At 59.7% G+C, this 26,631-nt stretch carries 20 protein-coding genes; 12 read left to right on the forward strand and 8 right to left on the reverse strand.

Going from position 1 to position 26,631, the window contains the following annotated elements:
* Position 1: 1 nt before the first annotated feature.
* The gene (locus AC0L2U_RS21035; RefSeq protein WP_473602608.1) at positions 2-763 is read right to left on the reverse strand and encodes a polysaccharide deacetylase family protein; all 762 of its coding nucleotides are present in this window, start codon (positions 761-763) and stop codon (positions 2-4) included.
* On the reverse strand, positions 760-1,848 hold the full coding sequence (locus AC0L2U_RS21040; RefSeq protein WP_127395733.1) for a glycosyltransferase family 4 protein: 1,089 nt from the start codon (positions 1,846-1,848) through the stop codon (positions 760-762). The genes AC0L2U_RS21035 and AC0L2U_RS21040 overlap by 4 nt, the downstream gene beginning before the upstream one ends.
* 92 nt (positions 1,849-1,940) lie before the next feature.
* Here AC0L2U_RS21040 and AC0L2U_RS21045 point away from each other — a divergent pair, with 92 nt between their 5' ends.
* The 7 genes from AC0L2U_RS21045 to AC0L2U_RS21075 all read left to right on the forward strand — a co-directional run bounded on the left by AC0L2U_RS21045 (position 1,941) and on the right by AC0L2U_RS21075 (position 12,053).
* Positions 1,941-3,104, forward strand: coding sequence for a DUF3095 domain-containing protein (locus tag AC0L2U_RS21045; RefSeq protein WP_245463554.1), 1,164 nt, complete (start codon positions 1,941-1,943; stop codon positions 3,102-3,104).
* Between the two features lie 802 nt (positions 3,105-3,906).
* Positions 3,907-5,241 (forward strand): adenylate/guanylate cyclase domain-containing protein, encoded by a 1,335-nt coding sequence (locus AC0L2U_RS21050; protein ID WP_127811228.1) that lies wholly within the window; start codon positions 3,907-3,909, stop codon positions 5,239-5,241.
* Positions 5,242-5,397: 156 nt separating this feature from the next.
* Positions 5,398-7,293: an ABC transporter ATP-binding protein gene (locus AC0L2U_RS21055; RefSeq protein ID WP_127395735.1), complete on the forward strand. Its 1,896-nt coding sequence runs from the start codon at positions 5,398-5,400 to the stop codon at positions 7,291-7,293.
* The gene (locus tag AC0L2U_RS21060) at positions 7,290-9,188 is read left to right on the forward strand and encodes an ABC transporter substrate-binding protein (protein WP_127395736.1); all 1,899 of its coding nucleotides are present in this window, start codon (positions 7,290-7,292) and stop codon (positions 9,186-9,188) included. The genes AC0L2U_RS21055 and AC0L2U_RS21060 overlap by 4 nt, the downstream gene beginning before the upstream one ends.
* Positions 9,189-9,190: 2 nt before the next feature.
* Positions 9,191-10,189 carry an ABC transporter permease gene (locus AC0L2U_RS21065; RefSeq protein ID WP_127395737.1) on the forward strand — a complete coding sequence of 333 codons (999 nt, stop codon included), beginning with the start codon at positions 9,191-9,193 and terminating at the stop codon, positions 10,187-10,189.
* Positions 10,186-11,367 (forward strand): ABC transporter permease, encoded by a 1,182-nt coding sequence (locus tag AC0L2U_RS21070; protein ID WP_127811229.1) that lies wholly within the window; start codon positions 10,186-10,188, stop codon positions 11,365-11,367. The genes AC0L2U_RS21065 and AC0L2U_RS21070 overlap by 4 nt, the downstream gene beginning before the upstream one ends.
* A gap of 206 nt (positions 11,368-11,573) precedes the next feature.
* Positions 11,574-12,053: a class I SAM-dependent methyltransferase gene (locus AC0L2U_RS21075; protein WP_023809557.1), complete on the forward strand. Its 480-nt coding sequence runs from the start codon at positions 11,574-11,576 to the stop codon at positions 12,051-12,053.
* 127 nt (positions 12,054-12,180) lie between these two features.
* On the opposite strand, the gene AC0L2U_RS21080 is transcribed toward AC0L2U_RS21075, so the two are convergent.
* Complete coding sequence (locus AC0L2U_RS21080) at positions 12,181-13,596, reverse strand: adenylate/guanylate cyclase domain-containing protein (protein ID WP_128287409.1); 1,416 nt, start codon at positions 13,594-13,596, stop codon at positions 12,181-12,183.
* A 389-nt stretch (positions 13,597-13,985) separates the two neighbouring features.
* On the opposite strand from AC0L2U_RS21080, the gene AC0L2U_RS21085 reads away from it, so the two are divergent.
* The 3 genes from AC0L2U_RS21085 (at position 13,986) to AC0L2U_RS21095 (ending at position 16,600) form a co-directional block, all read left to right on the forward strand.
* Positions 13,986-14,627 (forward strand): hypothetical protein, encoded by a 642-nt coding sequence (locus tag AC0L2U_RS21085; protein WP_473602610.1) that lies wholly within the window; start codon positions 13,986-13,988, stop codon positions 14,625-14,627.
* 69 nt (positions 14,628-14,696) lie between these two features.
* Positions 14,697-15,221 carry a GNAT family N-acetyltransferase gene (locus AC0L2U_RS21090; protein WP_127398873.1) on the forward strand — a complete coding sequence of 175 codons (525 nt, stop codon included), beginning with the start codon at positions 14,697-14,699 and terminating at the stop codon, positions 15,219-15,221.
* Positions 15,221-16,600, forward strand: coding sequence for a hypothetical protein (locus AC0L2U_RS21095; protein ID WP_128287411.1), 1,380 nt, complete (start codon positions 15,221-15,223; stop codon positions 16,598-16,600). Before AC0L2U_RS21090 ends, AC0L2U_RS21095 begins: the two co-directional genes overlap by 1 nt.
* A gap of 122 nt (positions 16,601-16,722) precedes the next feature.
* On the opposite strand, the gene AC0L2U_RS21100 is transcribed toward AC0L2U_RS21095, so the two are convergent.
* A complete protein-coding gene (locus tag AC0L2U_RS21100; RefSeq protein ID WP_164895538.1) occupies positions 16,723-16,905 on the reverse strand; it encodes a hypothetical protein in 183 nt (60 codons plus the stop codon).
* Between the two features lie 383 nt (positions 16,906-17,288).
* Here AC0L2U_RS21100 and AC0L2U_RS21105 point away from each other — a divergent pair, with 383 nt between their 5' ends.
* Together AC0L2U_RS21105 and AC0L2U_RS21110 are read left to right on the forward strand one after the other, a co-directional pair.
* Positions 17,289-20,585, forward strand: coding sequence for an adenylate/guanylate cyclase domain-containing protein (locus tag AC0L2U_RS21105; RefSeq protein ID WP_128287412.1), 3,297 nt, complete (start codon positions 17,289-17,291; stop codon positions 20,583-20,585).
* A 19-nt stretch (positions 20,586-20,604) separates the two neighbouring features.
* Positions 20,605-21,285: a redoxin domain-containing protein gene (locus AC0L2U_RS21110; RefSeq protein ID WP_127380484.1), complete on the forward strand. Its 681-nt coding sequence runs from the start codon at positions 20,605-20,607 to the stop codon at positions 21,283-21,285.
* A gap of 77 nt (positions 21,286-21,362) precedes the next feature.
* Here the strand turns inward: AC0L2U_RS21110 and AC0L2U_RS21115 are convergent, their stop codons facing one another.
* Genes AC0L2U_RS21115 through AC0L2U_RS21130 form a run of 4 tightly spaced genes read right to left on the reverse strand, consistent with a single transcriptional unit; the run spans position 21,363 to position 26,305 of the window.
* The gene (locus tag AC0L2U_RS21115) at positions 21,363-22,433 is read right to left on the reverse strand and encodes an adenylate/guanylate cyclase domain-containing protein (protein ID WP_127811232.1); all 1,071 of its coding nucleotides are present in this window, start codon (positions 22,431-22,433) and stop codon (positions 21,363-21,365) included.
* 3 nt (positions 22,434-22,436) lie between these two features.
* Positions 22,437-22,931 (reverse strand): Rab family GTPase, encoded by a 495-nt coding sequence (locus AC0L2U_RS21120; protein ID WP_128287413.1) that lies wholly within the window; start codon positions 22,929-22,931, stop codon positions 22,437-22,439.
* Between the two features lie 13 nt (positions 22,932-22,944).
* Positions 22,945-25,623: an OmpA family protein gene (locus tag AC0L2U_RS21125; RefSeq protein ID WP_292678497.1), complete on the reverse strand. Its 2,679-nt coding sequence runs from the start codon at positions 25,621-25,623 to the stop codon at positions 22,945-22,947.
* A gap of 7 nt (positions 25,624-25,630) precedes the next feature.
* On the reverse strand, positions 25,631-26,305 hold the full coding sequence (locus AC0L2U_RS21130; protein ID WP_031212622.1) for a coiled-coil domain-containing protein: 675 nt from the start codon (positions 26,303-26,305) through the stop codon (positions 25,631-25,633).
* Positions 26,306-26,631 lie beyond the last annotated feature (326 nt).

The raw sequence follows: 26,631 nt of genomic DNA on the forward strand, positions 1-26,631 counted from the left end.
GCTATTTTCCTTTACCCGCGCGGCGCCCGATCAATGTCCTGATCGGAAGCCATGCACAGGGTTCAGCCTGTGCGGTGACTGTCAACAATCGTTCGAGGAAAAGCCAGGCCGATTCATCATGTACAAGATGGTGGGTGAGCAGGCCGATCGGCTCGCCGTCGGATGCATGCTGCAAGTGTGCGATGATAGCCTGGACCAATAGACCATGATCGAGGCAGCCGCGCGTGCCATGCCAATCCATGATGTCGACATTGCTGTTGATGACCGCCAATGAAGCCGGCTTCGGCGGCCCATAGACTGACAAGGCCGCAAAACCTATCGATCCAAGGTCGGATACCACGCCGGCGTCGATCCTGTTCCATGGCGGCACCAGCATCGGAACGGCACGTGCGCCGTGCAGGCCGGTTACTCGCGACAGTCCGCGAGCCAGATCATCGAGCACCGCCTCGCGTGGCCGATGCGCGCCGAGTTCCTGCTTTTTCTGGTCCTCGGGCGCATGATTTCGGTGCGCCCAGCCATGGATCGCGACCGTGGCATGCGGGGCCTGGTCAAGCCGGGCGACAAGCTTCGCGTCGGTCAGGGCCGGAATGACGGCCAGAGTGACCGGAACCGCGAATTCACCGGTGAGGTCGAGCAGCCGATTAAGCGCAGGCGTCGGATCCACGGCGTCGTCGTCGCGCAGCCAGAACTCCGCCTTGCGGCCCGCCCGTTGCAGGCGCGCCAGCTCTTCCACCAAGGGCTGCCAGATCGGATCGGACGTCATGAGACCGGGACCTTCGCAATAAGTCCGGCCAGACGCGCAGCTGCGCCACCGAGGGAACGTTCTTCGAGAACGAAACGCCTGGCTTCCGCGGCCATGATGGTTCTTTCGTCGTCACGGGCCAGAAGCCTTTCAATGGCGGAAGCGAACGCCGCGACATCGCCCGGCGGGGTTAGAAACCCGGTCTGGCCATCCCGCACGACCTCCGGCACGCCGGCGATGTCCTGAGCCACCACCGGAAGGCCGGCGGCCTGTGCTTCAAGATAGGCAACGCCGTAGGCCTCGCCATAACCCGGCCAGACATAGATTCCCCCGGTGTAAAGGACATCCGGCACGGCGGCTGGCTCGATCGAGCCAATCCACTCGATACGATCGGCGGGCAGGTCGGCGAATTGCGCTTCGACCTCGTCGCGGGCTGGGCCGTCTCCGACGATCGACATGGTCCAGGGCAGGTGACCTATCAAGCCGAGCGCTTGCGCCAGCATGCGATAGCTGCCCAGTTTGTCGCCTGGGCGCATCATGGCGACGGTAATGAGGCGCGTCGGACAACCCCGTGCCGGGATTTCCCGGAATGCCGATGTGTCGATGAAGGGCGAAAGCATACCGAAAGCGGCCTTGGGAATAGCATCCGCCAGTCCCTGACGATCCCTTTGGGTGAAGCAGATGTTCATCGCCGCCTGTTCGATGGCTCGCGCCACCAATGCTTGGCTATCGGCCCACAAGCCGGCTTCGCGTCGCCTGGAATAGGAGGCTTCCGCTGTCACATAGGGGACAGCAAAGGCCGACGCCAGCTCCGGCCCGATCAAGTCGGGCGCCTTGTAATAAGGATGGTAGGTGAACCAGAGATCGGGCTTGCCGTCACGACCCCAAAGTTTGGTCAGCCGCGCGGCTTCCTCTGCGGCCTCGATCTTTAGTGCCTCGAAACTTTTCGACTCCGGCTGGCGTAGATAGAAGCGCAACTCAGATGCCAGTTCGACGCTATGCCCTCCGTGCTCCAGCGCTTTGACAAGCATCCGTGCCATCTGGCGGTCGCCGGAAACAACGGGATGATTGGGTGACTTCAGCGGCGCGTAGAAGGCAATTCGCATCGCGCGACCCTATCACCGGAAAGCCTGCGCAAGTCAATTTCCAAGCGTAATCGACTTCACCTTCAAGCCGTGGAATATGCTATCTAATGGCCATGGAAACAGCTGTCGCGTCCGACCCGTTTGTCGCTTCTTTGCCGGTCTTCGCAAAGTTCGAAAGCGTTGCCGACATCGATAACTATCGGCCCCTCCCCGATGGCTGGGCGCTGGCCACTGCCGACATTGTCGGCTCGACCAAGGCGATCGAGGCGGGGCGCTATAAAACCGTCAATATGGCCGGCGCAAGCGTCATTTCGGCGCTGCTCAATGCGCTGGGTCGGCAAGACCTCCCCTTTGTCTTCGGCGGCGACGGCGCGCTCGTGGCGTTTCCCGGCTCGGCGCTGGAGATTGCCCGCAACGCGCTGGCGGCCGTCCAAAGGTGGGTGGCGGACGAACTGGGCCTTACCTTGCGCGCCGCGATCGTGCCGATAGGGGACATAAGGGCGCATGGCCTCGACGTTCGCGTGGCGAGGTTCCGGGCTTCCGAAGCGGCCTTCTATGCCATGTTCGCCGGCGGTGGCGGCAGTTGGGCGGAAGCTGAGATGAAAGCGGGGCGCTACCGCATCGATCCTGCGCCGGCCGGCGCGCGGCCGGATCTGACCGGCCTCTCCTGCCGTTGGAACCCGATCGAGGCCCGGCATGGCGAAATCGTCTCGATCATAGCCACACCGGGGGCGTCGCGCGACTTGCGCGGGTTTCAGTTTCTGGCTTCCGACATCATCGCCCTCGCCGGCAGGCAGGAGCGCGATGGCCACCCGGTGCCGGTGGACGGCCCGGGCTACAGTCTGCTGCCCGCCGGCCTGGATGTCGAGGCGCGGGCGATGGCCCCGGCAGGATGGCGGTGGCGGTCGAAGCTGTGGATCGTGTTCCTGATGACGCTTACGGCTGCAACCGATCGATTTGGCTGGACGATTGGCCGTTTCGATCCGAAGGTCTACAAACGCGAGGTGGCCAGCAATTCGGATTTCCGAAAGTTCGACGACGGCTTGAAGATGACCATCGACGTTGACGCGGATGTGCTGCATCGTATCCAAGACCGGCTGAAGCAGGCGGAAGAAGCGGGCATCTGCAATTATGGCCTGCACCGCCAGAAGTCCGCCTTGATGACCTGCCTCGTCATCTCGCCGCTGCAGCGCGATCACGTTCACTTCATCGATGGCGCCGCCGGCGGCTACGCGATGGCTGCCGCAAGCCTGAAGGCAAAGGCGCAGGTCTGCTGACTGCTTGCGGAATTCGAGTTCCGCAATATGCCCTCACTCATGGTTCTTGGCACCGGTGAGCCTCGCCATGGGAGCGGGTAACCTGTCCGAATTGACGGGAAAGCAGATTTTTTGGACGCCTCACGATATGACCGTCTTCTTAACCGGATTTCGAGGCGCGCCGCGCATGTCAGCGTGATCGGGCTGGCTATGCTGGGTTGCCGCTGTCGGTTGCGATCGCACGCGCCGGGTCCCCGGTTTTCCGGCTTCGACATCGAAACCCGGAAGGTCGAGAGCCTGAACAACGGCCAATCCTCCTTGAGGCAGTGACGTCGACAGCCCTTGCCGACCGGGCGGTTCCGCGCCACTGCGGATTTGTCGAACTAGCCGTCTGCGATGCCATCATAATCTGCGTTCCGACACCGCTGACGAAACACCGGAAGCCCCGAAGGATTCGATGCTGTCGTCGTGGCAACCGGCCACGACGCGATCGACTATCAGGCGATCGCTGATCACGCTCCTCTGATCGTCGACACACGCAATTTTTTTGGCCATCTCGGGGTGCCCAAGAGACAGTGGTGAAGGCCCGACGGTGTCTGAGACGGCGAATTCTTTGCCCGATGTCAGGATCGAGATTGCACTCCGCCGGAAGCCTCGCCACATAGGGTTCCAGGTGATAGATGCTGTTTTACGCCTGCTTCCTTCCTGCAAGGAGTTATTTAGGAAATTCTTCGCCGGCTTTCGTCGCCGAAGCCGGCTTCACTGACTTCGATTGTGTGGCGGATCAAAGGAGATGGCTCGTCTTCGACGGGTTTGAGATGGCATGAGCACAGCGCAAGCAGAAATTTCCACCATTCTCATGGATAAAGTTGCCGACTGGCTGAGCCAATCGGCGCTGGCGGGCAACGACCTGGAAACATTGGTAAAGGGCTTTTGTGAACGGCTGGCTGCTGCCGGCCTGCCGCTGAAGCGGGTGCATTTGAGCTTTTCGATGCTTCATCCGCTTTATGACGCGCTTGGTTTTACCTGGCTTCGCGGCCAGGGCCTGGAAGTGGAAGGCTTCCGCAGTGAGAACGGCGTTCATTCCGACAGATTCCTGACCAGCCCATATTACCATCTGCTCAGCAACAAGCTCGACCACCTGCGGCGCCGGCTTGACCCGTCGGTGCGGTCGGAGTTTCCTGTTTTCGACGACCTCAGGCGTATGGGCGTCACCGATTACATGGCTTTCGTGCACCCCTTCAACGGCGATACCAGCCAGGGCATGATGGGGTCGTGGTCGACCGACAGTGCGTCTGGCTTCAGCGACGGCATGATTTCGGCGCTACTGCGGATCCAGAACTATCTCGCTATCGCCACCAAGATGGCGGTGCTCACCAAGCTCGCCGACAACATGATGACCACTTATCTTGGCGGCGACGCCGGCAGGCGTGTGCTGGACGGCCAGATCAAGCGCGGCGAGGGTGACACAATCCGGGCCGCATTGGTCATGGGCGATATGCGCGGGTCGACAAGGCTTGCCGAAACCTCCGGTCGCGAAATCTACATCGATACGCTGAACCAGTTTTTCGATGCCATCGCTGCGCCTTTCAATCGCAAAGGCGGGCAGATCATGAGTTTCCTGGGTGATGGCTTCATCGCCGTCTACCCCTGCGAAAGGCATCGCTCGCAGTCCGAGATCGCCTGCCAGGCTGCTCTTGCGGCAGCGCACAAGGCCAGCGCGCGCATGATGGAACTCAATCTGCGCAGAAAGGAGCAGGGACTGGGCGACATAAAGTTTGGTATCGGCCTGCATGTCGGCAATGTGATGTTCGGCAATGTCGGGCTTACCGACCGGCTGACATTCTCTGTCTTCGGCTCGGCTGTAAACGAGGTCCAGCGTCTCCAGACCCTGACCAAGAAATATCCGCACAGCGTTCTCGCCAGCAAGGACTTCGCCAGCTATTGCGGCGACAACAGTTGGCTGACGCTCGGCACGGAGGAACTGGCGGGTATCAAGCAGAAGCTGACGGTGCTTTCACCCGATTTGTCGGGTGCTCTCGCCCTCGATGAAGACGCTGCGCCGATTCACGACCGGATATCGGACGCCGAGCAGGTCATGCTGCTTCATCGCGATGCCGCGCGGTTGTCGGCAAGCGACCGGAGGAAGCTCCAGTAACCGGCACGATCCGGTCCGAAAGCCTTGGTGTGCAGCCCGGTCGCCGGTTCCGTCGCGGAATTCGATTCGAATCCAAGTTGCTCTAGGCTGGCAATACGCTAGTCTCGCTTTTGGGTCTGCCGCCCGGCAGACTGCCAGAGTGGGGCTGGTGTGAGGATGAATTCGGGCATTGATCTGCTGCGGATCGAGGATCTTGGCATCTCTTTTGCCATGATCGGGGGACCGTTGCATGCCGTCAGGCGCGCAAATCTTCGCGTCCTGCCCGGCAAGGTTACCGCGCTTGTGGGCGAGTCCGGTTCCGGAAAATCGGTTCTCAGCCAGGCAGTGATGGGCATTTTGCCGAATACGGCCCATGTTCGCGGCCGTATCCTGTTTTCTGATCCTGAAAAGCCCGGAACGACGCAGGATATCCTGCAGATGCAGCGTGACGGAACCGAAATCCGGGCGTTGAGAGGCAGTCGCATCGGCAAAATCTTTCAGGAGCCGATGACATCGCTGTCGCCGCTGCACACGATCGGCAACCAGGTCAGCGAATCCTTGCAGATTCATACGCCTATGGCTCGGGCGGAGCGCAAGGCGCGGACCGAGGAAATGCTCGGCCTTGTCGGATTTCCCAATCCCAAGCGCGCCTACGACATGTATCCATTTGAACTTTCGGGAGGATTGCGGCAACGCGCCATGATCGCCATGGCGCTTATCTGCCGGCCTGCTTTGTTGATCGCCGACGAGCCGACGACGGCGTTGGACGTCACCATCCAGGCGCAAATCCTGCAATTGCTGCGCGGGCTTCAGACCAAGCTGAACATGGCGATGCTGCTGATCACGCACGACCTCGGCGTGGTCGCCAATGTCGCCGACGAGGTGGTGGTCATGTACCATGGCGAGATCATGGAAATGGGGCCTGTCGAGGCGATATTCCGCCGGCCGGGCCACCCTTACCTGAAGGGCCTGATGGCAGCCGTTCCGCATTTCGACCTGAAGCCTGGTGAAAGGCTAAAGGCGCTTCGCGAGGTGCCGGTGAACGTTGGGAACCTGCTCGGCAAGCAGACTGCGCCGGCATCGAAGGGGCCGGAGGACATTCTGCTTTCGGTGAGGGATCTGACAAAGACCTTCACCACCCGCAAGTCCGGATGGTTCAGCGGGGGTCATCAAACCTCTGTTCGCGCCGTGGACGGCGTGAGCTTCGACATCAGGCGGGGTGAGTGTCTGGGTCTGGTCGGCGAAAGCGGCTGTGGCAAAACAACCGTCAGCAAGATCCTCATGCGGGCCATCACCCCCAGCGGCGGTTCTGTGATCTTCAACGGCCGCGATGGACCGACCGACGTCCTGGGCGCAGAGGGAGATGCCCTGCGCATATTGCGCGCGAAAATCCAGATGGTCTTCCAGGACCCGGTTTCGTCGCTTTCACCTCGCATGACGGTGGAGAACATCTTGAGCGAGCCGCTGGAGATCCATCAACGTGGCAATGCGGCGTCCCGACTCGCCACGGTCAAGAGCCTGATGCAGGCAATCGGGCTCGATCCGCGCTTCATAAAGCGCTATCCGCACAGTTTCTCCGGCGGGCAACGTCAGCGCATCGGCATCGCGCGTGCGTTGGCGCTAGGGCCCGAACTCCTGATCTGCGACGAGCCGGTTTCGGCGCTCGATGTCTCTGTCCAGGCGCAGATCCTGAATCTTCTGAAGGACCTGCAAAAAGAACTGGGCCTGACCTACCTGTTCATATCCCACAATCTGGCGGTGGTGGACTACATGGCAGACCGCATCGCGGTGATGTGCGGCGGGCGTATCGTCGAGCTTGCGCCGCGCGAAATTCTGCTCAGAAAACCAATCCACCCCTACACGCGCTCCCTGGTCGCCGCGGTACCTTTCCCCGATCTCGACAGGCCGATGGATTTCAAGACGCTGAAGCTCAGCGGAGCTTCCGACACCAGCGCATGGGGACCGCAATTCCGCGACGAGGGCGACGAAGATAGGCTGTCACCACTCGATCTTGGCGGTGGCCACCTCGTGCTGGCGAGACATTCGGCCGATATCAGTGAGTTACGCCATTGATCAGCCGGCGCACCGTCCTTGGTCTCATGGCTTCGGCATTTCTGCCAGGGACGTCGCGCGCCGGCGATCTGGAGCCGGAATTTCTTCGGCAACAACTGACGGTCAAGGCGCTGCCGACACTCGCTGAGCGCCTGCCCAAGAGTCCGCGCGCGCTGAATCTCGCTGCAATGGGCCGGCTGCCCGGCCAGTATGGCGGCACGCTGCGGACAATCATCGGCAGCCAGAAAGATATCCGGATGATGACGATCTACGGGTATTCTCGCCTGGTCGGCTATGACGAAAAGCTCAACATGCAACCCGACATTCTCGAGCGTTTCGACGTGGCGGATGATCGCGTCTTCACCTTCAAGATACGGGAAGGGCACAAATGGTCTGACGGCAGCCTGCTGACGCCGGAGGATTTTCGCTATTGTTGGGAAGATGTCTGGCTGAACGACGAGCTTTCGCAAGGCGGGCTCGCCCCCGCCCTGCTGGCGGACGGCAAGCCGCCACGCTTCGAGATCGTCGATCCGTTGACGGTCCGCTACAGCTGGGATGCGCCCAATCCAGACTTCCTGCCCAAGCTCGCTGCCGCTTCGCCGCTATCGCTTGTCCTGCCGGCCGCCTATCTCAAGCAGTTCCACAAGAAATATCAGGATTCATTCCGGCTCGCCGGCCTGATGAAGGAGAACCGGACCCAGAAATGGACGCTCCTGCATATCCGCATGTCGCGGCAGTATCGCCCGGAGAACCCGGAACTGCCGACGCTCGACCCCTGGCAGAACCGGACCAAGCCGCCGGCCGAGCAATTCATCTTCGAGCGCAACCCGTTCTTTCATCGAATAGACGAGAACGGCCGGCAACTGCCCTATGTTGACCGGATCATCATGAATGTCAGCTCATCGGCGATCATCTCCGCCAAGACCGGTGCGGGCGAGAGCGACCTGCAATGCATGGGAATTGACTTCAGCGACTACTCCTTCCTGAAAGACGCGGAGAAGCGCTATCCGGTGAAGATGCACCTGTGGAAACGTACACAGGGTTCTCGGCTGGCGCTGCTGCCGAATCTGAATTGCGCCGACCAAGTGTGGCGTGGCCTTCTGCGTGACGTGCGCGTGCGCCGCGCACTTTCGCTCGCCGTGGACAGGCGCGAGATCAATATGGCCGTGTTCTACGGATTGGCGCAGGAAAGCGCCGATACGGTATTGTCCGAGAGCCCGCTCTACCGGCCGGAATTCGCTAAAGCTTGGGTTGCCCATGATCCCGAGCAGGCCAATGCACTGCTCGACGAGGTCGGGCTTCTGGCACGTGACGATGACGGCCTGCGGATACTTCCCGATGGACGCTCTGCCCAGATAATCGTGGAAACCGCCGGCGAAAGCACACTGGAAACCGACGCGCTCGAACTCATCACCGATCACTGGCGAAAGATCGGCATCGCCCTGTTCATCCGGACTTCGCAGCGCGACATCTTCCGCAGCCGCGCGCTTGGCGGCCAGATCATGATGTCGATGTGGTCGGGCATCGACAATGGCGTGCCGACCGCCGACATGAACCCGAGCCAGCTGGCCCCCACCATCGACGATCAACTGCAATGGCCGCTCTGGGGTGCTCACTACTTGTCTCACGGCAAGATGGGCGAGGCGCCCGATCTTCCTGAAGTGATCGAGTTGATGGCTTTGCTCAAGCGCTGGAACGCATCGACCGAAGCGACAGAGCGCGCCGAAATCTGGAATTCGATGCTGTCGATCTACACCGATCAGGTGTTTTCGATCGGGACCGTGAACGGAACGCATCAGCCGATTCTGGTGTCCTCACGGCTGCGCAATCTGCCTGACAAGGCGCTCTTCGGCTACGATCCGACCGCCTATTTCGGTGTCTACATGCCGGATACATTCTGGCTTGGAGAGTCCTGAGCGTGCTTCGATATATTGTCTGGCGCATTACTGTGATGGTTCCAACGCTGCTGGTGATATCAGCGCTGGTGTTCACGATCATCGAACTTCCCCCCGGCGACTATTTCGACAGCTATGTCGCCGAGCTTCGGGCACAGGGCGAAGGGGTGGATTCCGATCGCATCGAGATGATGCGCAAGGAATATGGTTTCGACAAGCCGCCGATCATTCGCTACTTCTATTGGGTCGGCGGGATGCTGCACGGCGATTTCGGCTATTCCTTCGAGTATGAGCTGCCGGTTCGCGACGTCGTCGGGGACCGAATGTGGCTGACTGTGCTGGTTTCCTTCGTCACGATCATCTTCACCTGGCTCATCGCCTTTCCGATCGGCATGTACTCCGCGACGCATCAATACAGTTGGGGCGATTACGGCCTGACCTTTTTCGGCCTCCTGGGCCTTGCCATTCCGAACTTCATGCTGGCGCTGATCCTGATGTATTTCGCCAACATCTGGTTCGGCACGTCCCTCGGCCATCTCATGGACCCGCAATATCTCAGCGAGCCGATGAGCTGGGCCAAGGCGAAGTCGATACTCGCCCATCTCTGGATCCCGGTCTTAATCATCGGCACCGGCGGCACGGCAAGCATGATCCGGCGGCTGCGCGCCAATCTGCTCGATGAGCTACACAAGCAATATGTGGTGACCGCACGCGCCAAAGGCCTTCATCCGTTCAGGGCTCTGGTCAAATATCCGCTGCGCATGGCGCTCAATTTCTTCATTTCCGACATCGGCTCTATCCTGCCGGCCATCATCTCCGGCGCCGAAATCACGGCGATCGTGCTGTCTTTGGAAACGACCGGGCCGATGCTGATCAAGGCCTTGCAAAGCCAGGACATGTATCTGGCGGGGTCGTTCCTGATGTTCCTAGCCTTCCTGACAGTCATCGGTGTCCTGATTTCCGACCTGGCGCTGGCGGTGCTTGATCCACGAATTCGTTTGCAGGGCGGCAGCACCAAATGAAGACGGATTCGCCGCTCCCCGCTCCGGGTGCTCCACTAGAACACTACGTTTCCAGCGCGCCCTTTGACCTGCAGTCGGTCGAGGCGATGACGGCGGAGCAGTCGAAGGTCTTTCAGGCGTCGCAGTTGCGGTTGATGTGGTGGAAATTCCGCATGCACCGGCTTGCCCTTGTATCCGGCATATTCCTGATAGTGCTTTATTTCGGGATACTGATCTGCGAGTTTCTGGCGCCCTACAATCTGCACACGCGCAACATGGACTATATCTATTCGCCGCCGCAGCAGGTGCACCTGTTCCACAACGGCGAGTTCGTCGGGCCGTTCGTCTATGGCCGCCAGATGACGCTGGACATGGACACGCTCAAGCGGAACTACATCGACGACCCGGGCGATGTTCAGCGGGTCCGTTTCTTCTGCAAGGGCGACAGTTACCGGTTCTGGGGCCTGATCGAAGGTGACAGGCATTTTGTCTGCGCTGCCGAAAACGGCCAGCTCTTTCTGGCCGGCACCGACAGGCTGGGGCGCGACGTGCTCTCGCGCATGATCTATGGCGCACGCATTTCACTGACAATCGGCCTCGTCGGCATCAGTTTCAGCTTCCTGCTCGGCATCGTCATCGGCGGACTGGCCGGTTATCACGGCGGTATCTTCGACCTGATCGTTCAACGGATAATCGAAGTCCTGCAATCGATTCCCAGCATTCCGCTATGGCTGGCCCTGGCGGCGATCATGCCGATAACCTGGAGTCCGATCCTGATCTATTTCGGCATCACCGTGATCCTCGGAGTGCTCGACTGGACCGGACTGGCGCGGGCCGTGCGTTCAAAGCTTCTGGCCTTGCGCGAAGAGGATTACGTTCTGGCCGCGCAATTGATGGGCGCCGGGAGCAGCCGCATCATCGGCCGGCATCTCATTCCCGGCTTCATGTCGCATCTGATCGCCACGGCGACGCTCTCCATTCCCGGCATGATCCTGGGTGAGACGGCGCTGAGCTTCCTCGGGCTCGGCCTGAGAGCGCCGATAACCAGCTGGGGCATCCTGCTCACCGAGGCGCGCAGCGTCAGCGTGATCGCATTCTATCCATGGCTGCTTTTGCCGATGCTTCCCGTCATTCTCGTCATCATGGCGTTTAACTTCCTCGGTGACGGCTTGCGGGACGCCGCAGATCCCTACAAATGAGTTGTTATTTTGCCGCGCGCCGTGCCGCCTATTCCACCCGGTATGATCCTGCCGGCTGCCTGTACGGTTGTTGCAGTGTTCATGGTCCGCCTCTATATGTGCCGACACGTGATCGAGTTTCGCACTACGCCTTCGGGATTCACCCGTGAACAGTTCTTGTCGGCGGCATTGACGATCTCTTTCTGGTTCAGGACACACAAAAGCATATGAGTCGCCTCGAGAATTTCATCAGCAGGATGACCGCACAGCGCGACATTCTCGACCAAGTCTGCGTCGAGGTGGCGAAGATGGAGGGGCTTGTACTCGAGCTCGGCCTCGGCAACGGTCGGACGTTCCACCATCTGCGCGAGCGCCTGCCCGGGCGCCGGATCGTGGTGTTCGACCGCGAAGTCGGCGCACATGCCAGCTCAATTCCCGAAGCCGAAAACCTCGTGCTCGGCGAAATACGCGAGACGGCCCGCAAGTTCATTGGCATCGAAGCCGCCCTTGTTCATGCCGACATCGGCACCGGCTATGACGATCGGGATGCAGTGACTGCTACCTGGCTTCCCGATCTGATTGCGAGCCTGCTTCGGGTCGGCGGCTTCGCGGTCAGTGGCACGCCGCTCGATCACCCGCTGCTGCAACGCCTCCCGGCGCCGACTTCAGAGCCCGCCGATCGTTATTTCCTCTGCAAGCGCGTGTGAGCGGCCGAGAGCGCCTCATCTTTTCACGCAAACGCTGTTCTACTGCAATTCCAAGGGAAAGTGCTACGCGTTTTTCCCGAAAAACCGTTTACACTTTCCCTGGGATTGCTCTGGACGGCCCGATTGCTCAGGGGATTGTATACACCGCGATCTCCCGCTCGATGCCACGCAGCGAGACTTCGTGAGGCACGGGCGTCAGAGCGTTCCTGCGCAACAGATCGGCGGTGAGATTGTCGTCGACCACCGCGCGGGTTGCGAAGATAGCCTGTGCGTTGGCCAGGTTCTGGACTCGTGAAGCAATGTTGACCGTCTGGCCGAAATAGTCCTGTCGCTCGTTCATGGACACCGCGATGCAGGGGCCGGCATGGACACCGATCTTGAGCAGCAGATCCTCGCGCCCGCTTCTGTCATTGAGCGCACGCATGGCATCACGCATCCTGAGGGCCGCAGCCATCGCGCGATCAGGCGTCGCGAATGTCGCCATCACCGCATCACCGATGGTCTTCACCACCGCGCCTGCCTCCGCCGCGACGATCTCGTGCAGAACCTGGAAATGCACGCGCACGAGATCGAAGGCTGAAAGGTCGCCCACCCGCTCGTAAAGCGCGGTCGATCCGCGCAGGTCGGTGAACAGGAAGGTGAGGCTGGTGATCTTCAGGCGCTGGTTGATGTCGAGCGTATCCGTACGATAGAGGTCGCGGAACGTCTGGTTGGTGAGCAGGCGCTTGGCGGTCAGAAAAGGCCGGCGTTTGCTAAGGAGATTATGCAATGCCTCGCCGGCGATGAAAACTGCCGGCAGCACGCGGGTGTCGGTCCTGTTTTCCAGCGAAATACGCAGCGGACCGGGTTGCATTTCCAGTGTCTGGTTCTGGACATGGTCGCGGTCGAAAGCCAACGACAGGCTTCGCCGCTCTTTTGTTGGTTCGCCCTTCGCGTCGATGAACTGCGCTGAATGGGTGACCGGCTCGAAGACGATGATGAATTCGGACGGAAGCTGTATGGGCAGAACGGCCTTTTCACCCGGCGCCAATTCGATATCTTCCAGCGAGAACGCTTCTATGTTTTTCGCCAAATCCTCTTCCGGCAGATCGACGCCGGATCCCCAGTAAATCTGGCGAAAATATTCCACCAATGGCAGTTCGTGTGGATTGTGGGCGGCAATCCTGCGCACGCGAGGGCTGACGGTGAATGTCACCTCGACCATCTCATCGAGGGTCGGCGAATAGCCTTCGGAGCATAGCGCGCAGGTGTATTCGTCCTTCTGCAGGGTTTTCAGCGTAGCGTTGGTGTCGAGCACGCCGCCACAGCCGGGGCACAGAACATTCCATGAAATGTCGAAGATGCCCACCCGCGCCGCATGGAGGAAGGCGCTTATGGCGCGTTCCTCGTCGAGGCCATGCTTGCTGGCGAAAGCCGGCACATTGATGCGGCAAAGTTCATGATCCTTGCCTTCCGCGATGGTCCGCCGGATCGCGTCGATTGCCTGGGGATCGACATCGGTCGATTGCCGCAAAAGCGAGAACAGATCCTGAATTTCGGTCATCGTGCAGTCTCCGGAAAATGCACCCCCGAGGTGGTTGACCGGAACCGGTCTTCGTTCCGAGCGCTCTATCTTACTTCGAAACGGATCGTACGGCCATTCGAATGAAAAGCCCGCCGACGTGTCAATCCGTCGGGATTTTCACCGATCGCAAGCGGTACTATGGTGGGTCCATGGGGTATTCATCTTTGGGACTTTCTCCCGCGCCGACACCCGACAACCCGCCATTTCCCGCGGCCTTGCGGCTTTTCTCGGCGGGGGTCGTCATCGTCCTGACAGTCGGCGCCGGCCTTTTTTTCGCGCCTGCGCTGGTCAGGCCGCGCTGGCCTTGGGCCGTCACGCCGTTCAACGCCCGCTTCCTCGGCGGCTTCTACACCGCCGAAATGGCCGTGATGGCGGCGCTGCTGGTCTGGAATCGCTGGTCGCCAGGCAGGCTAGTGCTTGTCATGGCCTTCATCTTCACCGTCATCGTTTCGGCGGCTTCGTTCATCAATCTCGGCTATTTCAACTTCGAGCGGAAAGCGCCCTGGCTCTGGTTCTTGGTCTATCTTGCTTCGGTCGCGGTATCCGGGCTGTTCCTGTGGCGGGCCGGGGGCCGTCCTTCCGCAAAGGGCGTGACCTTAAACTCTGCATGGCGCGGCTATATGTCGATGGAAATGGCGGTCCTTGGGCTTTATGGCGTCGGTCTGTTGCTGTTTCCCCTGACATTCGGCGGCTTTTGGCCGTGGCCGATCGACGCCTTCCACGCTCAGGTTTACAGCGCCATCTTCCTCGCCGGAGCGGGCGGCACATATCTCGTCTGGAAAAGCGCGCCGCGCGAAGAGCTGCTGGTGCTCGGTCTGGCGCAGTTTCTGGTCGGCTTGTTTGCCATCCTTGGCCTTGTCATCACCGAGGCCGTAATGCACCGGATCGACTGGACGGCGACGGGAACATTGTGCTGGCTCGCCCTTTTCGGCTGGATCGGAATCAGCGGCATCTTCAAACTCTACGCCGTCTCCCGGTACTTCAGCGCGCAATCGGCATCATTAGGATGATGAGATGGCTGGATTTTCAGATGATGTCCGGTGCATCGTGCCGGGCCTATTGCCTTTGCCGGGAAAGCCATGACCAGCACGACCTCGCCATTCCCAAAGAAAATCCAGCCGCAACTCCGGGCCATTCGGCCAAGCGATGCGGAGGCGCTTTGCGCCATCTTCAACATGCCGGGCTTCCGCTGGGGCACGCTCAGGGTGCCATTCGAGATGGTGGAGCAGGTAGAACGGCGTATCACCAAGTCCGGCCAGGAAACCACCTGGATCGTTGCCGAGCTGGACGGCAAGGTCGTCGGCCATGGCAGCCTTGTCGTGCAGGGTTCGCCGCGCCGTTCGCACATCGGCGAGATCAATATCGGCCTTGACGATGGCTTTGTCGGCAAGGGTATCGGCTCTGCCATACTTGGCGCGCTGCTTGACGTGGCCGACAACTGGCGCGCCCTGAAGCGAGTCGAATTGACCGTCTATGCCGACAATGAACCGGCCATCCGCCTCTACACAAGCCACGGCTTCGAGGTCGAAGGCCGGCATGTGAAGGCCGGCTTTACCGAAGGACGGTATCACGACCTTCTGAGCATGGCCCGGCTGCGGTTCTGATGACCAGGGACTTTGATCCGACCCTTAAGGCTCCGGTGGATGTTCTGGCAGTGCTGTCACTGCTCTGCCCGGAAGTCGTGCGTGACATCGAGCAGAACTGGAATGCACCGGTTTCCGAATACGCCCGCCATCTGTGGCGGCCGGTGGCAAGGCCTGCTTCGGGTCCGGCGATCGCTGCCCGTTCGATCCTGCTTGATGTACTGCATCAGCGCCTTGATTTGATCATGCAGCCTGAAGAGGTCGGCAAGGCCCTTGAAGAATTCGACCACAGACCGGTGATTCAGTCCGGCCTCCACTGCCTGCTGCTGATGGACAGGATCACCTTCGATGCCCTCCTGTTTGCCTGGCTCGGCGCGGTCGAAAACGGGCTGTCGGCGTTCGTCGGCTTCATGGGAACGACGATGACCATGGAGACAGTTGGCCGGGAGGGGCCGGGATGGCTCGATGTCGGCGACGACAAGGTCAACTTGTTTGGCATGGGGCGCCACAAACTATGCCGCAAAAGCGCCTGCGCGGCCGGCCCGGTCACCCTCAACAAGCGGGCGCTCGAAGCGGTGGGCGACGAAACGGATGCCAGCCGCTGGCTGGGCACACTGCTCGCCAGCCAGGACAAGGTGTTTGGAACCGCCGCCGATGCACTGACAGACCTCAACGAGGATCTGGTCGCCGATTGGGATCGTTCTGGCATGGCTCGGCCGGTGTTCATCGATGACCGGCTCGCGGCTTCCGTCGTGGCGCGGCATCTGGACCATGACGGCAGCCTTCTTTCCAAGCTGCTCCTTGAGCCCGCAAGGCGTCAGCGTCTCGAACGTACCCTGCAAGAGACCGAATCGGGCCCATTTGGCAGATTCCTGCCCAATGCCACGGCCTATTTCTGGGGCATTCGCGAGGAGCGCGTGCGCAAGCTTGTTTTCGAGAACGGGCACCTGATCGAGCCTGAAAGGCCGAATGGTCTTTCCATCCCGTTCGAGCGGGCGCATCTCAAGCAGGCGCTGCTGGACGGCGTGCTGCTGCCGAACTTGTTCTTGACGTTCCTCGTTCTTGCCATATTGCCTCGCGTGCGGGTGGTGGGCGGGCTGAGGCAGATCGGTTATGTAGCGCTTTTCCACTCGATCCTGCTGGCTGCGCTGGATGAAACCGCGCCGGAAGAGCGCGGTCTGGCTGCCGAGTTGCAGGTTCGGGAAAATGCCTGGGGCACCCGGGTCATCGATGAAAAAATGTCGGTCCGCGAACAGGTTGCCGGCCTGCCGGCAGGGAGGCTGTTTCCTGACCTGCTCGGGCACTACCGTTCGCACACCTTTGCCGAGACGACCGACGACCTGAAACTGGTTCGTGAAAACGCCCGATGGCGCAAGATCGGCCGAGCCTTTGGCCTCTGATCCGACCGCATGCCCTCATTTGTCATTGCACTATTCCGACCTTGCGGAGCCCGTCGATCATGAGTTCGAAATCGGCATGGTTCTTGTAAGGCAAGACCTTGCGACGGTATTCCAGCGAATAGTCAGGATTGACGCGAGCAGTTCCTGCCATGCCGCCCACGCGTGCCGAGATCGCTGACCGAGAGGTCGAGCCTCGCCTTGACCTGGCGATAGGCGTCCTCGGACAGGCAGATGGCGCCGGGCGCCGCGACGCCCTCCAGACGTGAGGCGAATCTTCGTCCGCGCTGGCGACCGGCTGTATCCAACCACATCTGCCGCCAGAATTGCGACTAGTCTGCGATTCTCGCTCAAGGTCCGTCTCCTCATCTCCATGATAGCAGGAAGACGGAGGGCTAAGAGAGAACTTCGCAACGACGGCCAAGCAGCCGTCCGAATCGGCAACGCTCCGCCACCGGACCCACGGATGCCCATTTGCTGCCGCTTGCCGGTTGACGGCTATCGGTTCATCATTGTGAATACCCTGGCCGTGAAGGGCGTGGCGAGATCACGAGTCATGGCCCCAAGAGCCGGATGATTGCAGGCCGAATCGACCTGAAATCTGAATCCATCTCTAGGTCAAAGAGACAGAGCAGGATGTGGTCCGAAAACCGCTTCACACTTTTCGGCATCATGCTCGGGTGAGGTTTCCATGGACTGCTCGGGCTGCGGTTTCGAGATTGAGGGCGGTTACGCCTTCTGTCCGAAGTGTGGCAGGCGCCAGCCTGTGCCATGCGCCAGCTGCGGCTACCCCTGCGCACCTGATTTCGAGTTCTGTCCGAAATGTGGGGCAAGCCTTGGTGCGTCCGCAAAAGCCGCCGAACGGTCTGTTCCGAAACCAAGCGGGACCATCGTGCCGCCTTCTCGAATCCTGTCGCTGCCTACGAACATCGAAAGCTATGGGCTGCATCCCGTCTCTGACGCCGATCGCCGGACGGTAACGGTCCTGTTCGCCGACCTTTGCGGCTTCACGACACTCAGCGAACAACTCGACCCCGAGGTGATGCAAGCTCTGCAGAACGCGCTGTTCAAGGAATTGACGGCGGCCGTGCGGAACTTTGGCGGTTTCGTCGACAAATTCATCGGCGATGCGCTGCTCGCTTTGTTCGGTGCGCCGGTGGCGCATGAAGACGACCCGGAACGTGCGCTTTGCGCCGCTCTCGACATGATCGCCCGGACGGCGCGGCTCGGTGAAGGCACCCCCCACTCCGGCTCGCCTCTGTTACTCCACATCGGCATAAACACCGGTCCGGTGGTTACTGGCGGATTGGGCATCGGCACCGCCAAATCCTATTCGGTGACCGGCGACACCGTGAATACGGCGCAGCGCCTGCAATCGCTGGCCGCACCGGGTGAGGTGCTGGTAGGCGAACTCACTCACAGGCTGACCCGGCATGCCTTTTCTTACGAGTCGCTGGGCGATGTCGTGCTTCGCGGCAAGGCCGGCAGCGTGCTCGTCCATCGACTGGATGCACCGCTTGCGGCCCCGCGTGCAGCACGTGGGCTCGAGGCGCTCGGCCTCAGCGCGCCGATGATTGGTCGCGGTGCGGAGCTTCATAGAATGTTGGCGAGCCTTGACCAGGCGTGCGGCGGCTCGGCCCAACTTGTCCGCCTCGTCGGAGAAGCCGGTATCGGGAAGTCGCGGCTGGTGAAGGAGTTCGTCGCCCGCGTCGGCGACGAGGATCGTTTTCGCAACGTCGCCGTGCGGCAGGCCGCGTGCTCACCGCTGGGCGAACAATCATTTGGCGCCTTGGACGCAGTTGTGCGCAGCGCTGCGGGGATGATGCAGAACGACAATGGGGATGAAATACGGGGGAAGCTCGCAGCCTTGCTTACCGATCTCGGCCTGCAGGGCGAAGAGGCAAAGCGACTGATGCCTTTGCTTTACCATGTGCTTGGCCTTGGCGACCCCGATGCCACCTTGCAGCATGTCGAGCCCGAGCAGCTGCGGCGGCAAATTCTTTACGCAGTCCGCACAATCATCGAACGGCGGCTTGCGTTGTCGCCGCTGTTGATTGTCGTGGAAGACCTGCACTGGGCCGACGCCGTGTCACTTGAGGCACTGCGTTTCGTGATGGACAGGTTGGAACGCACACGGTTGATGTTGCTGGTCACGCATCGTCCAGCGCCGGACAACGACCAACTCGATTCAAATCGGGTCAGTCACACGGCGCTCAGGCTTTCGCCGCTCAACAATGATGACGGACGCAGTCTGCTGGCGGCGCTTTTCGGCGAGAGCTGGGTAAACTCCGCAGGAGGGCTTCTCGGCCAGATCCTCGAGCGCTCGGGCGGCAACCCGCTTTTTTTAGAGGAGATCGTTCGCGGCCTTATCGATCGCGGTGTATTGATGCGCGAGGGCCAGCGATGGCGGACTGTGGCAGGCGAAGTCGCAACCGGCATTCCCGCCACGATCCAGGCAATGTTGCTTGCTCGGGTCGACCGGTTGCCCCAAGAGGTGCGCCGGTTGGCCCAGGAAGCCGCGGTAATTGGCCCGCGCTTCGATGCCACCCTTCTGAAAACCGTTACATCCGACCCCGGCCGGCTAGAAGCCGGCTGCGAACTGCTTTGCGATGCGGAAATCATCGAGGAAGTTGCCGGATCTGGCTCGGGCTCGTCGCAAAGCTACCGCTTTACGCAAACATTGCTGCAGGACGTGATCTACCAGAATCTGCTCCTGCAACGCCGGACCGACATCCACGGGCGGGTCGGTGCTGCCTTGGAGCAACTGTACGGCGACAAGCCGGAACGGCTCGAGGATTTGGCGGTGCTCGGTCATCATTTCGCACAGAGCGCCGAGCGGGAAAGGGGCGCGCATTGCCTGCAGGCGGCGGGTGATCGCGCTCGCATGATATACGCCAACGATGACGCCCTTCGTTTCTATGAGCGAGCACTGACCGCATTGGGTGCGATCGGGCAAACACCGCTCAAGCTGGCAATTGCAGAGCGCATTGCCGATCTGAGCGGCCCGGCAGGCCGCCGCCAGGTCGCGCACCACCACTACGAGGCGGTGTTGCTGGCATACCGCCAGTCGGCAGATCGTGTCGCTTCGGCGCGCGTTTTGCGTAAGGTCGGTCGGCTGCTCTGGGACGTCGGCAAGCGGGACAACGCAGAATCCCGCTATGCTGAAGCGGCAGCGCTCCTCGATGGAGCGGATGCCCCGATCGAGCAGGCGCATCTCTGGCAAGAACGTGGCCGACAGGCGTTCCGGAGCGGAGATCACTCCCTCGCGGCAAAATGGGCGGACGCGGCGCTGGATTGCGTACGCACTTTGACGACGGAGCATGTTTCCGACGTAGGACGCGATGCCACTCTTGTGACCGCCGAGGCACTTAATACCAAGGCTGTTGCGCTGGCTCGCCTCGGACGAAACCGTGAAGCCGTTGGCCAGGTCGAGCGCAGCATTGAATTGGCCGAAGCCGCCGGTCTGCTGGGTGCGGCCTGCCGCGGCTACACCAATCTCGGCGTGCTTTACACGACTATCGATCCGGCAAAGGCGATGGAGGTCTGTCGGCGCGGTCTGGACGTGGCGCGCCATATTGGTGATCTGGGTTTCCAGGCCCGCCTCCTCGCCAATCTGGCGGTCGCTTGTTGTACTTTCACGGATCGCTGTCCAACGGAGGGCGTGCCTGCCGCCGAGAAGGCTATCGAGATCGACCGGGCGCTCGACCAGCGCGAGCACCTGCCGGTGCCGTTGATCGTGCTTGGGCAGATCCACCAGTGCAATGGCCGTCCTGAACTGGCGGTTGGCCTGTTCCACGAAGCACTGGACGTCGCCCGCGAAATGGGCGAGCCCCAACTGCTCTTTCCGTGCTATGATGGTCTCGCAACGCTTAATCTGGACCTCGACAATCTGGCCGAGGCCGAACGCTACTTTTCCCTGGCGCAGGGTATATGCGCCCAGCACGGGCTCGACCCGGAAGCGCTTGTGGTGCTGCCTTTTCTCGACTAGCCGGGGTTAGGGGTTGGAAATGTCCGCGCCTAGTGACTTGGTACCGCTTCAACCGGGCGACCGTGCGCCGAACCTGGTGCTTGACGCCATTACCCAGGAAGGCAAGATCGCGCTCGATGACTTTCGCGGGCAAAAACCAGTGCTGGTCGGCCTGTTTCGAGGTCTGCATTGTGCCTTCTGCCGGCGCCACATCGCCGCCCAGGCGCGGCTTGATCCGGAGCTGCGTGAAAGGGGCGTGGAGAGCCTGACGGTGGTCAACACGCCGATCGAACGAGCGCGTCTCTATTTCCGCTACCACCCGATGCCGAACCTGCTTGCGGCCTCCGACCCTGAACGCGCTTCACATCGTGCTTTTGGACTACCCAATCTCGAATTCACCCAAAACGAGACGAACTGGCCGTACAAGGTCTCGATGGCAGCAGCAAAGGATATGCGGGTCGACATACCAGGCGAGTTGCCCGGTCCCATGGATCCTTTTGCAGCGAGCGAAATCCTCGATAGGAAGGACCCTTACGAAGTGACCGAAGCCGACGAACAGATGATCGCAACAGGACACGGACAATTGGTCGGTCAATTCCTGCTGGACAGGCAGGGAATTGTCCGCTGGAGTTTCACGGAGGTTCCGGAGGGGGGGCGATACATGTTTGGGGCGCCCAACCCGAAGGAACTGATGTCAGCTGTGTCGCAAGTCGCCCAATGAGGTCCCGTTTGATCAAATCTTCACGTTAATAATTTGCGGCTTGAGATGCAGTGCGCTCCAGCGCCGGCAAGCGACAATCAGGCTGGGAGCCGCCACATTCGTACACGACCTGCACCACGCAATTCCGTTTCCTCAAGTGGATCACAAGCAAATTTTGGTCCCAGCAGTTGGCGCGTTGCATCGGAAATACGGATTTCACTGGGCTCCGCGGACGTTTGAATACGCGAGGCGAGATTAACGGTCTCGCCCCACAAGTCATAGGCGAACCGTCTTTTGCCTATGACGCCAGCGACGATCGGTCCCGAGTGAATTCCAATTCTCAGTCTTATCGGTTCTCCTGCGAAGCTCTCGCGTTTGACCGCCTTGCGCAGTTCAACTGCGTAGTGCGCGAGGGCTTGTGCATGATCGGATCGCGCGGTGGGCAGGCCCGCGACCACCATCACACAATCGCCGATTGTCTTGATCTTTTCGCAGCCGTGCCGTTCCGAGAGCCGATCCGCCGCCTTGAAGAAGTAATTCAAGATAGCGAGCGTCGTCACCGCTCCGACGCTGCGCGCTCTTTCCGTAAAACCGACGATATCGGCAAAAAGCACACTCACCTCTGCGTGGTTGTCTGCAATTTTCTTGTGCGCTTTCAACCGCTCCGCGATCGACGCCGGAAGAATGTTGAGGAGCAGGGATTCGGCGCGCTGGTATTCACGCGACAATCCCTCCTGACTCTTCCTCAACGCCTCATTGGCCGAATGTAACTTCTCGTTGAGTTGGCGCTCCCTCTCTTGCAGAAGAGTCATTTCATAAGCCTTCTGTTGAAGCCGCTGCTTGTTGTCGCGTTCGGCAGTGGCATCAAGAAAGAGCAGCCACACGCAGTCATCATCAGCAAAAAGATGAAGGTCCGCGACACGCCCGCTGGGCAGTTCGACCATAGGCATATGAAATGGAAGCTCCGGGCAAGGCAGCAAACCTTCCATGAATTCAAGCTGATCGGCAACAGGCTTACCGATGCGAAGGGATGAGAGCCCGTAATGTTTAACGTTACCGCCCTTCGCCGCTGTCCGCAGCTGGGCGTCAATTTTCACATACGCAATAGCACGCTCGTTGTAGAAGAAATCGTAAATCCAGTTTCCGATCTCTCTTGGCAATCTTTGCATGGTCTATTTGGTGACCATCGAAGCGAGTTTAAGAAACGCATCATCGACATGCTCACCCGAGAGCGCACTTGTCAGATAGACCTGCCATCCGCGTTGCCTCAGTTCGTCGATTTCTCTATCCGGTATTACCCACCGATCGGCCAGATCAGATTTGTTGAAAAGCAATACGAACGGCATAGCACCGAATTCAGCCTCGACCCGCTCGCGCAGCGTGAGCGCGGCGGTAAGGGTAGCGGCGCGGGTTCCATCGACGACAAGCACGAGGCCTGTCGCACCTCGCACATGGCTGACGCGGAATGAGCCGATATCATCTTCGCCGGCCAAATCCCATAAAATCAGATCCACTGTTTTGTCCGGGAGTTCGACACTCTTTTTGTCGATCTTCACTCCCACCGTGGTCAAGTAGGTTTCTGAAAAGATGCTTTTCACAAACCTGCGAACCAGGCTCGTCTTTCCGACAGAGAACCCGCCCAGCATACAGATCTTTTTTTGCAACATCTTGGGCTCCGCCCTAGTCCAGGTTTACCGTAACGGAAACCCGGCGATTGGTGGAGCTACCAGCCTGACTATTTTCAGGCACCGCCGGTTCAAAGGTACCCGCGCCCCGAACCAGCAGCAGTTCCGGGGCGACGCCGCGCTTGTTGAGAAGCGCACGAACTGTCTCGGCGCGGGCGGCGCTGATCGACGCGTTGGCCGTCTCACGGCCCGTGGTGTCCGAATGGCCGGTCAACATGAACCGCGCAGTTACGCCCGACTTGCGGGCATTTTGGGCGAATTCCTTTATTTGATCCGCCAATCTGTCGAGAACCGGCGTCTGCTCTGGTCCCGGCACAACTTTGCCGGAAGAGAAGAAAATATCGGTCGTCTGGATGGCCTCTCTCAAATGATTGAGCTCTGCAAGGTCCAGTTCACGCAGCTGCGAGACATCCAGAACCACTCCGTCCGCCGAAAGTTGTTCAGCGGCGGCCTGCGCCCGGTTGATCCAGGCGGCAGGAGCCTCGCCCACGACAACGATGCGACCCTGGATGATCGAAAGTCGGACCGATTTCGGCGGCGTCAGCGACGCCGTCAGCCGCTTCACCACAAACTTCGGATCAAGGCTCTGGTAGAATTGCCACTGTGAATGAACGCGGGCAGGATCGACCTCCGTTCCGGACAGCAGAGCTTGCGGGTCGGCGGCAAGCGGGTCTCGCAGGCCGGAAATATAGAAATGTCCACCCCTGGTCGATTGTTGGGCGACGATAATTCCCGGTTGGGCCTCAAGTCGCGACACATAATACTGCCAGTGCTCCGCCGCGCGTGCTTCGGGACTGACATCACGAACCTTGGAAATGTCGAATTCCGGTCCGCCTGCCGAAAGCTGTCGGGCCGCTGCGCGCGCCCGATCTATCCAGGTGTCGGGAGCTTCGCCCTCGGCAATGATGCGATTATTGACGATCGAAAGTCGTACTGTATCTGGTGGATACAGCGACGCCGTCAGCCGTTTCAACACGAACTCCGGCTCAAGGCTCTGATAGAATTGCCACTGTGAATGGACCCGGGCGGGATCGACCTGCGTTCCAGACAACAGCGACTGCGGGTCGTCGGCAAGCGGGTCTCTCAGGCCGGCAATATAGAATCTGCCATCGCGTATTTTTTGTTGTGCAACGATGATGCCCGGCTGTGCCTCCAGTCGCGACACGTAGGCCTGCCAGCGCTCCGCCTCGAGTACTTCGGGGCTTACGTCACGAACCTTGGAGATGTCGAATTCCGGTCCGCCTGCCGAAAGCTGTCGGGCCGCTGCACGCGCCCGATCTATCCAGGTGTCGGGGGCCTCACCCTCGGCAACGATGCGCTCATTGTCGATTGATAGTCGTACTGAATCCGGCGGAGCCAGCGACGCCTTCAGCCGCTTCAGCACGAACTCCGGTTCAAGGCTCTGATAGAATTGCCACTGCGAATGAACCTGGGCGGGATCGACCTCAGTTCCAGACAACAGGGTCTGCGGGTCGGCGGCAAGCGGGTCTCTCAGGCCGGCAATATAGAATTGGCCGTCGCGCGCCTGTTGTTCGGCAACGATGATGCCCGGCTGGGCCTCCAGTCGCGACACGTAAGCCTGCCAGCGCGATACATAAGCTTGCCAGCGCTGCGCTGATTGCCAGGAAAGAAAGTACCAACCGCCTGCCAGACTCAAAAGCAGCAGGGCAACGGCCGCCACCAGCCACGGAAATCCCTCGTTTGATTCCTCCTGCTTGAGCTCGACGCAGGTCTGCAACTGCGCCTCTACGCTAGCCAACTGCGAACCGTCGCCGTCAAACTGCTCTAAAGCCTGTGAGGATTCCTCATGGATGCGAAGCAATACATCGCGAAGTATTTCATGCAATCCCTCTGGCGGATTTCCCCGGATCACCGAAACCAGGGTCGCAAACGGTCCAACTTCTGACCAGAGACGAAGGTCGCCAAAACGAATTGTGTCCAGGCCGCTCTGCTCTTTCTCGTTAAATGAGTCCTTCACAAAATCCTGAATTGCACTAAGCATCGAAGAGATGAGTTGAGGATCTTCGCTCGTTGCATTATCGGCGGTTACATGCGCTATCAAAAGACCGGAATTGCGGTGAATGAGAAAGGCATGCTCTATACGATAAACAAGAGAGTGCTTAAGAACAACTTCCGAAAAGCTTGCTCCTGTCCTCCAAGATTCAAATCTCCACTTGAGCCCATGCCAGGTAAATATATGTCTTAGAGTTTCGTTCAGCGACTGAAAGGTCTGGTCGATCTTTTCCCCGATCGACTTGCGAATTGCCGGCAGAAACACCGGGTATAATATATCCGTCAGTGTGCGCGGGCTCTTCTGGATTGACCGTTGCACAGCCCTTTCGACAGCAGGCGCAAGCGCCTCGCCGAGCTGCGCATGAGGCGCTCGCGCGGCCGCACTGGGAAGAATGTCGCCCACTGCTGCCGCAAGCTGCTCGGGTTCGTCCAGCAGATGCGTAACTCGTGAAAGCTCCGAAATTTCGCGGCTGACCAGCAACTGGCGCAGCGTTTCCATGCGAGGATCGGCGGTTGGGACTCCGTCGAAACGCGCACGATAGTCCGGATCAACGTTCCGGGCAATTTCGACCAAAAGACGAGCCAGAGCCTCGCGATCAATTTCTGTATCGTTCGAGGCTGTTCTTTGTGGAAGACTGATTGGGTCGACGGTTGACGTCAAGGTCCCATCAACTCACTTTCCAGCTACGATCCGAGTTGCCCTTGCTGCCGACGGGATCCTGATTCAGACATTTCGCAACCTCTACAAACAGGCCAGCCAAAAGATTTCGGTCGGTCTTAACGTTGCTGAGATCGGCAAACATTTTCTCAATCAGCATCTGAACGCCTTCATTCTTCTGCTTGATTTCCTCACGCAGCAAATGATCGTTTCGATTTATCCGGTCCGAAACGTCCCGCTCAAGCGCGCTCAATTGATCCGACAACGCACGCACCTGCTTTTCAAGTGCCTGGTTTTGCTCGCGAAGATTCCGGTCAATCTCCTTGTCGGCATCGGCTCGTGAGTCTTTTTCGTTCCGCAATTGCGCCGCGAGCGAATCGATCTGCTTCTTTGCATTTGACTCGTACATCTCAAGATTGCGCTTGGCTTCGGATTCGACATCCTTGAAGCGTTGCAACACCCGTTCTTCAAGCTTGGAAAAACGGCGGTCATAGTCCTGCATCTGGTTGCCGAACAGCAGATCGCGTATCTTGTCGACACCTACGGCGTCGCCGGCGCCCCCGTTTTCGCGAACCTGGGCCGCCATGAAGTTCAGCCCGCTTCCGTCTGCATTACCAATCAAATTTGCGTCCGCCTTGTTTGCGGAGGAAACGGCACTCGAAGTACTCGAAGATTCCTTGGCCATCCTTATACCCCTCTATTTGAACACCTGCCACAGTGCAGAGACCCATAAACAGATGAAGATGCCAGCAAAATCCGCGACCTGCAAGCCGGAATCTTCTTGGCGCAAGCCAATTTGGGTGCTCTTTTTACACCTCTTGGACTGGCAGAAAAAGCACCAGTACCGCTAGGTGTTGCTCTCGCCCTCCCTGTGATAGCAACCATAGCCATTTAACCTAATTGGTTATCGGGCGAAATCTACTATGAAGCCGAGTGATACAATGGCATTATGTATATCTATTTAGATGGAATTAAGTAACAATTTTTTATTAGAAATTGCTAAAATAGCTG

It is taken from the genome of Mesorhizobium sp. WSM4808, assembly GCF_055811675.1.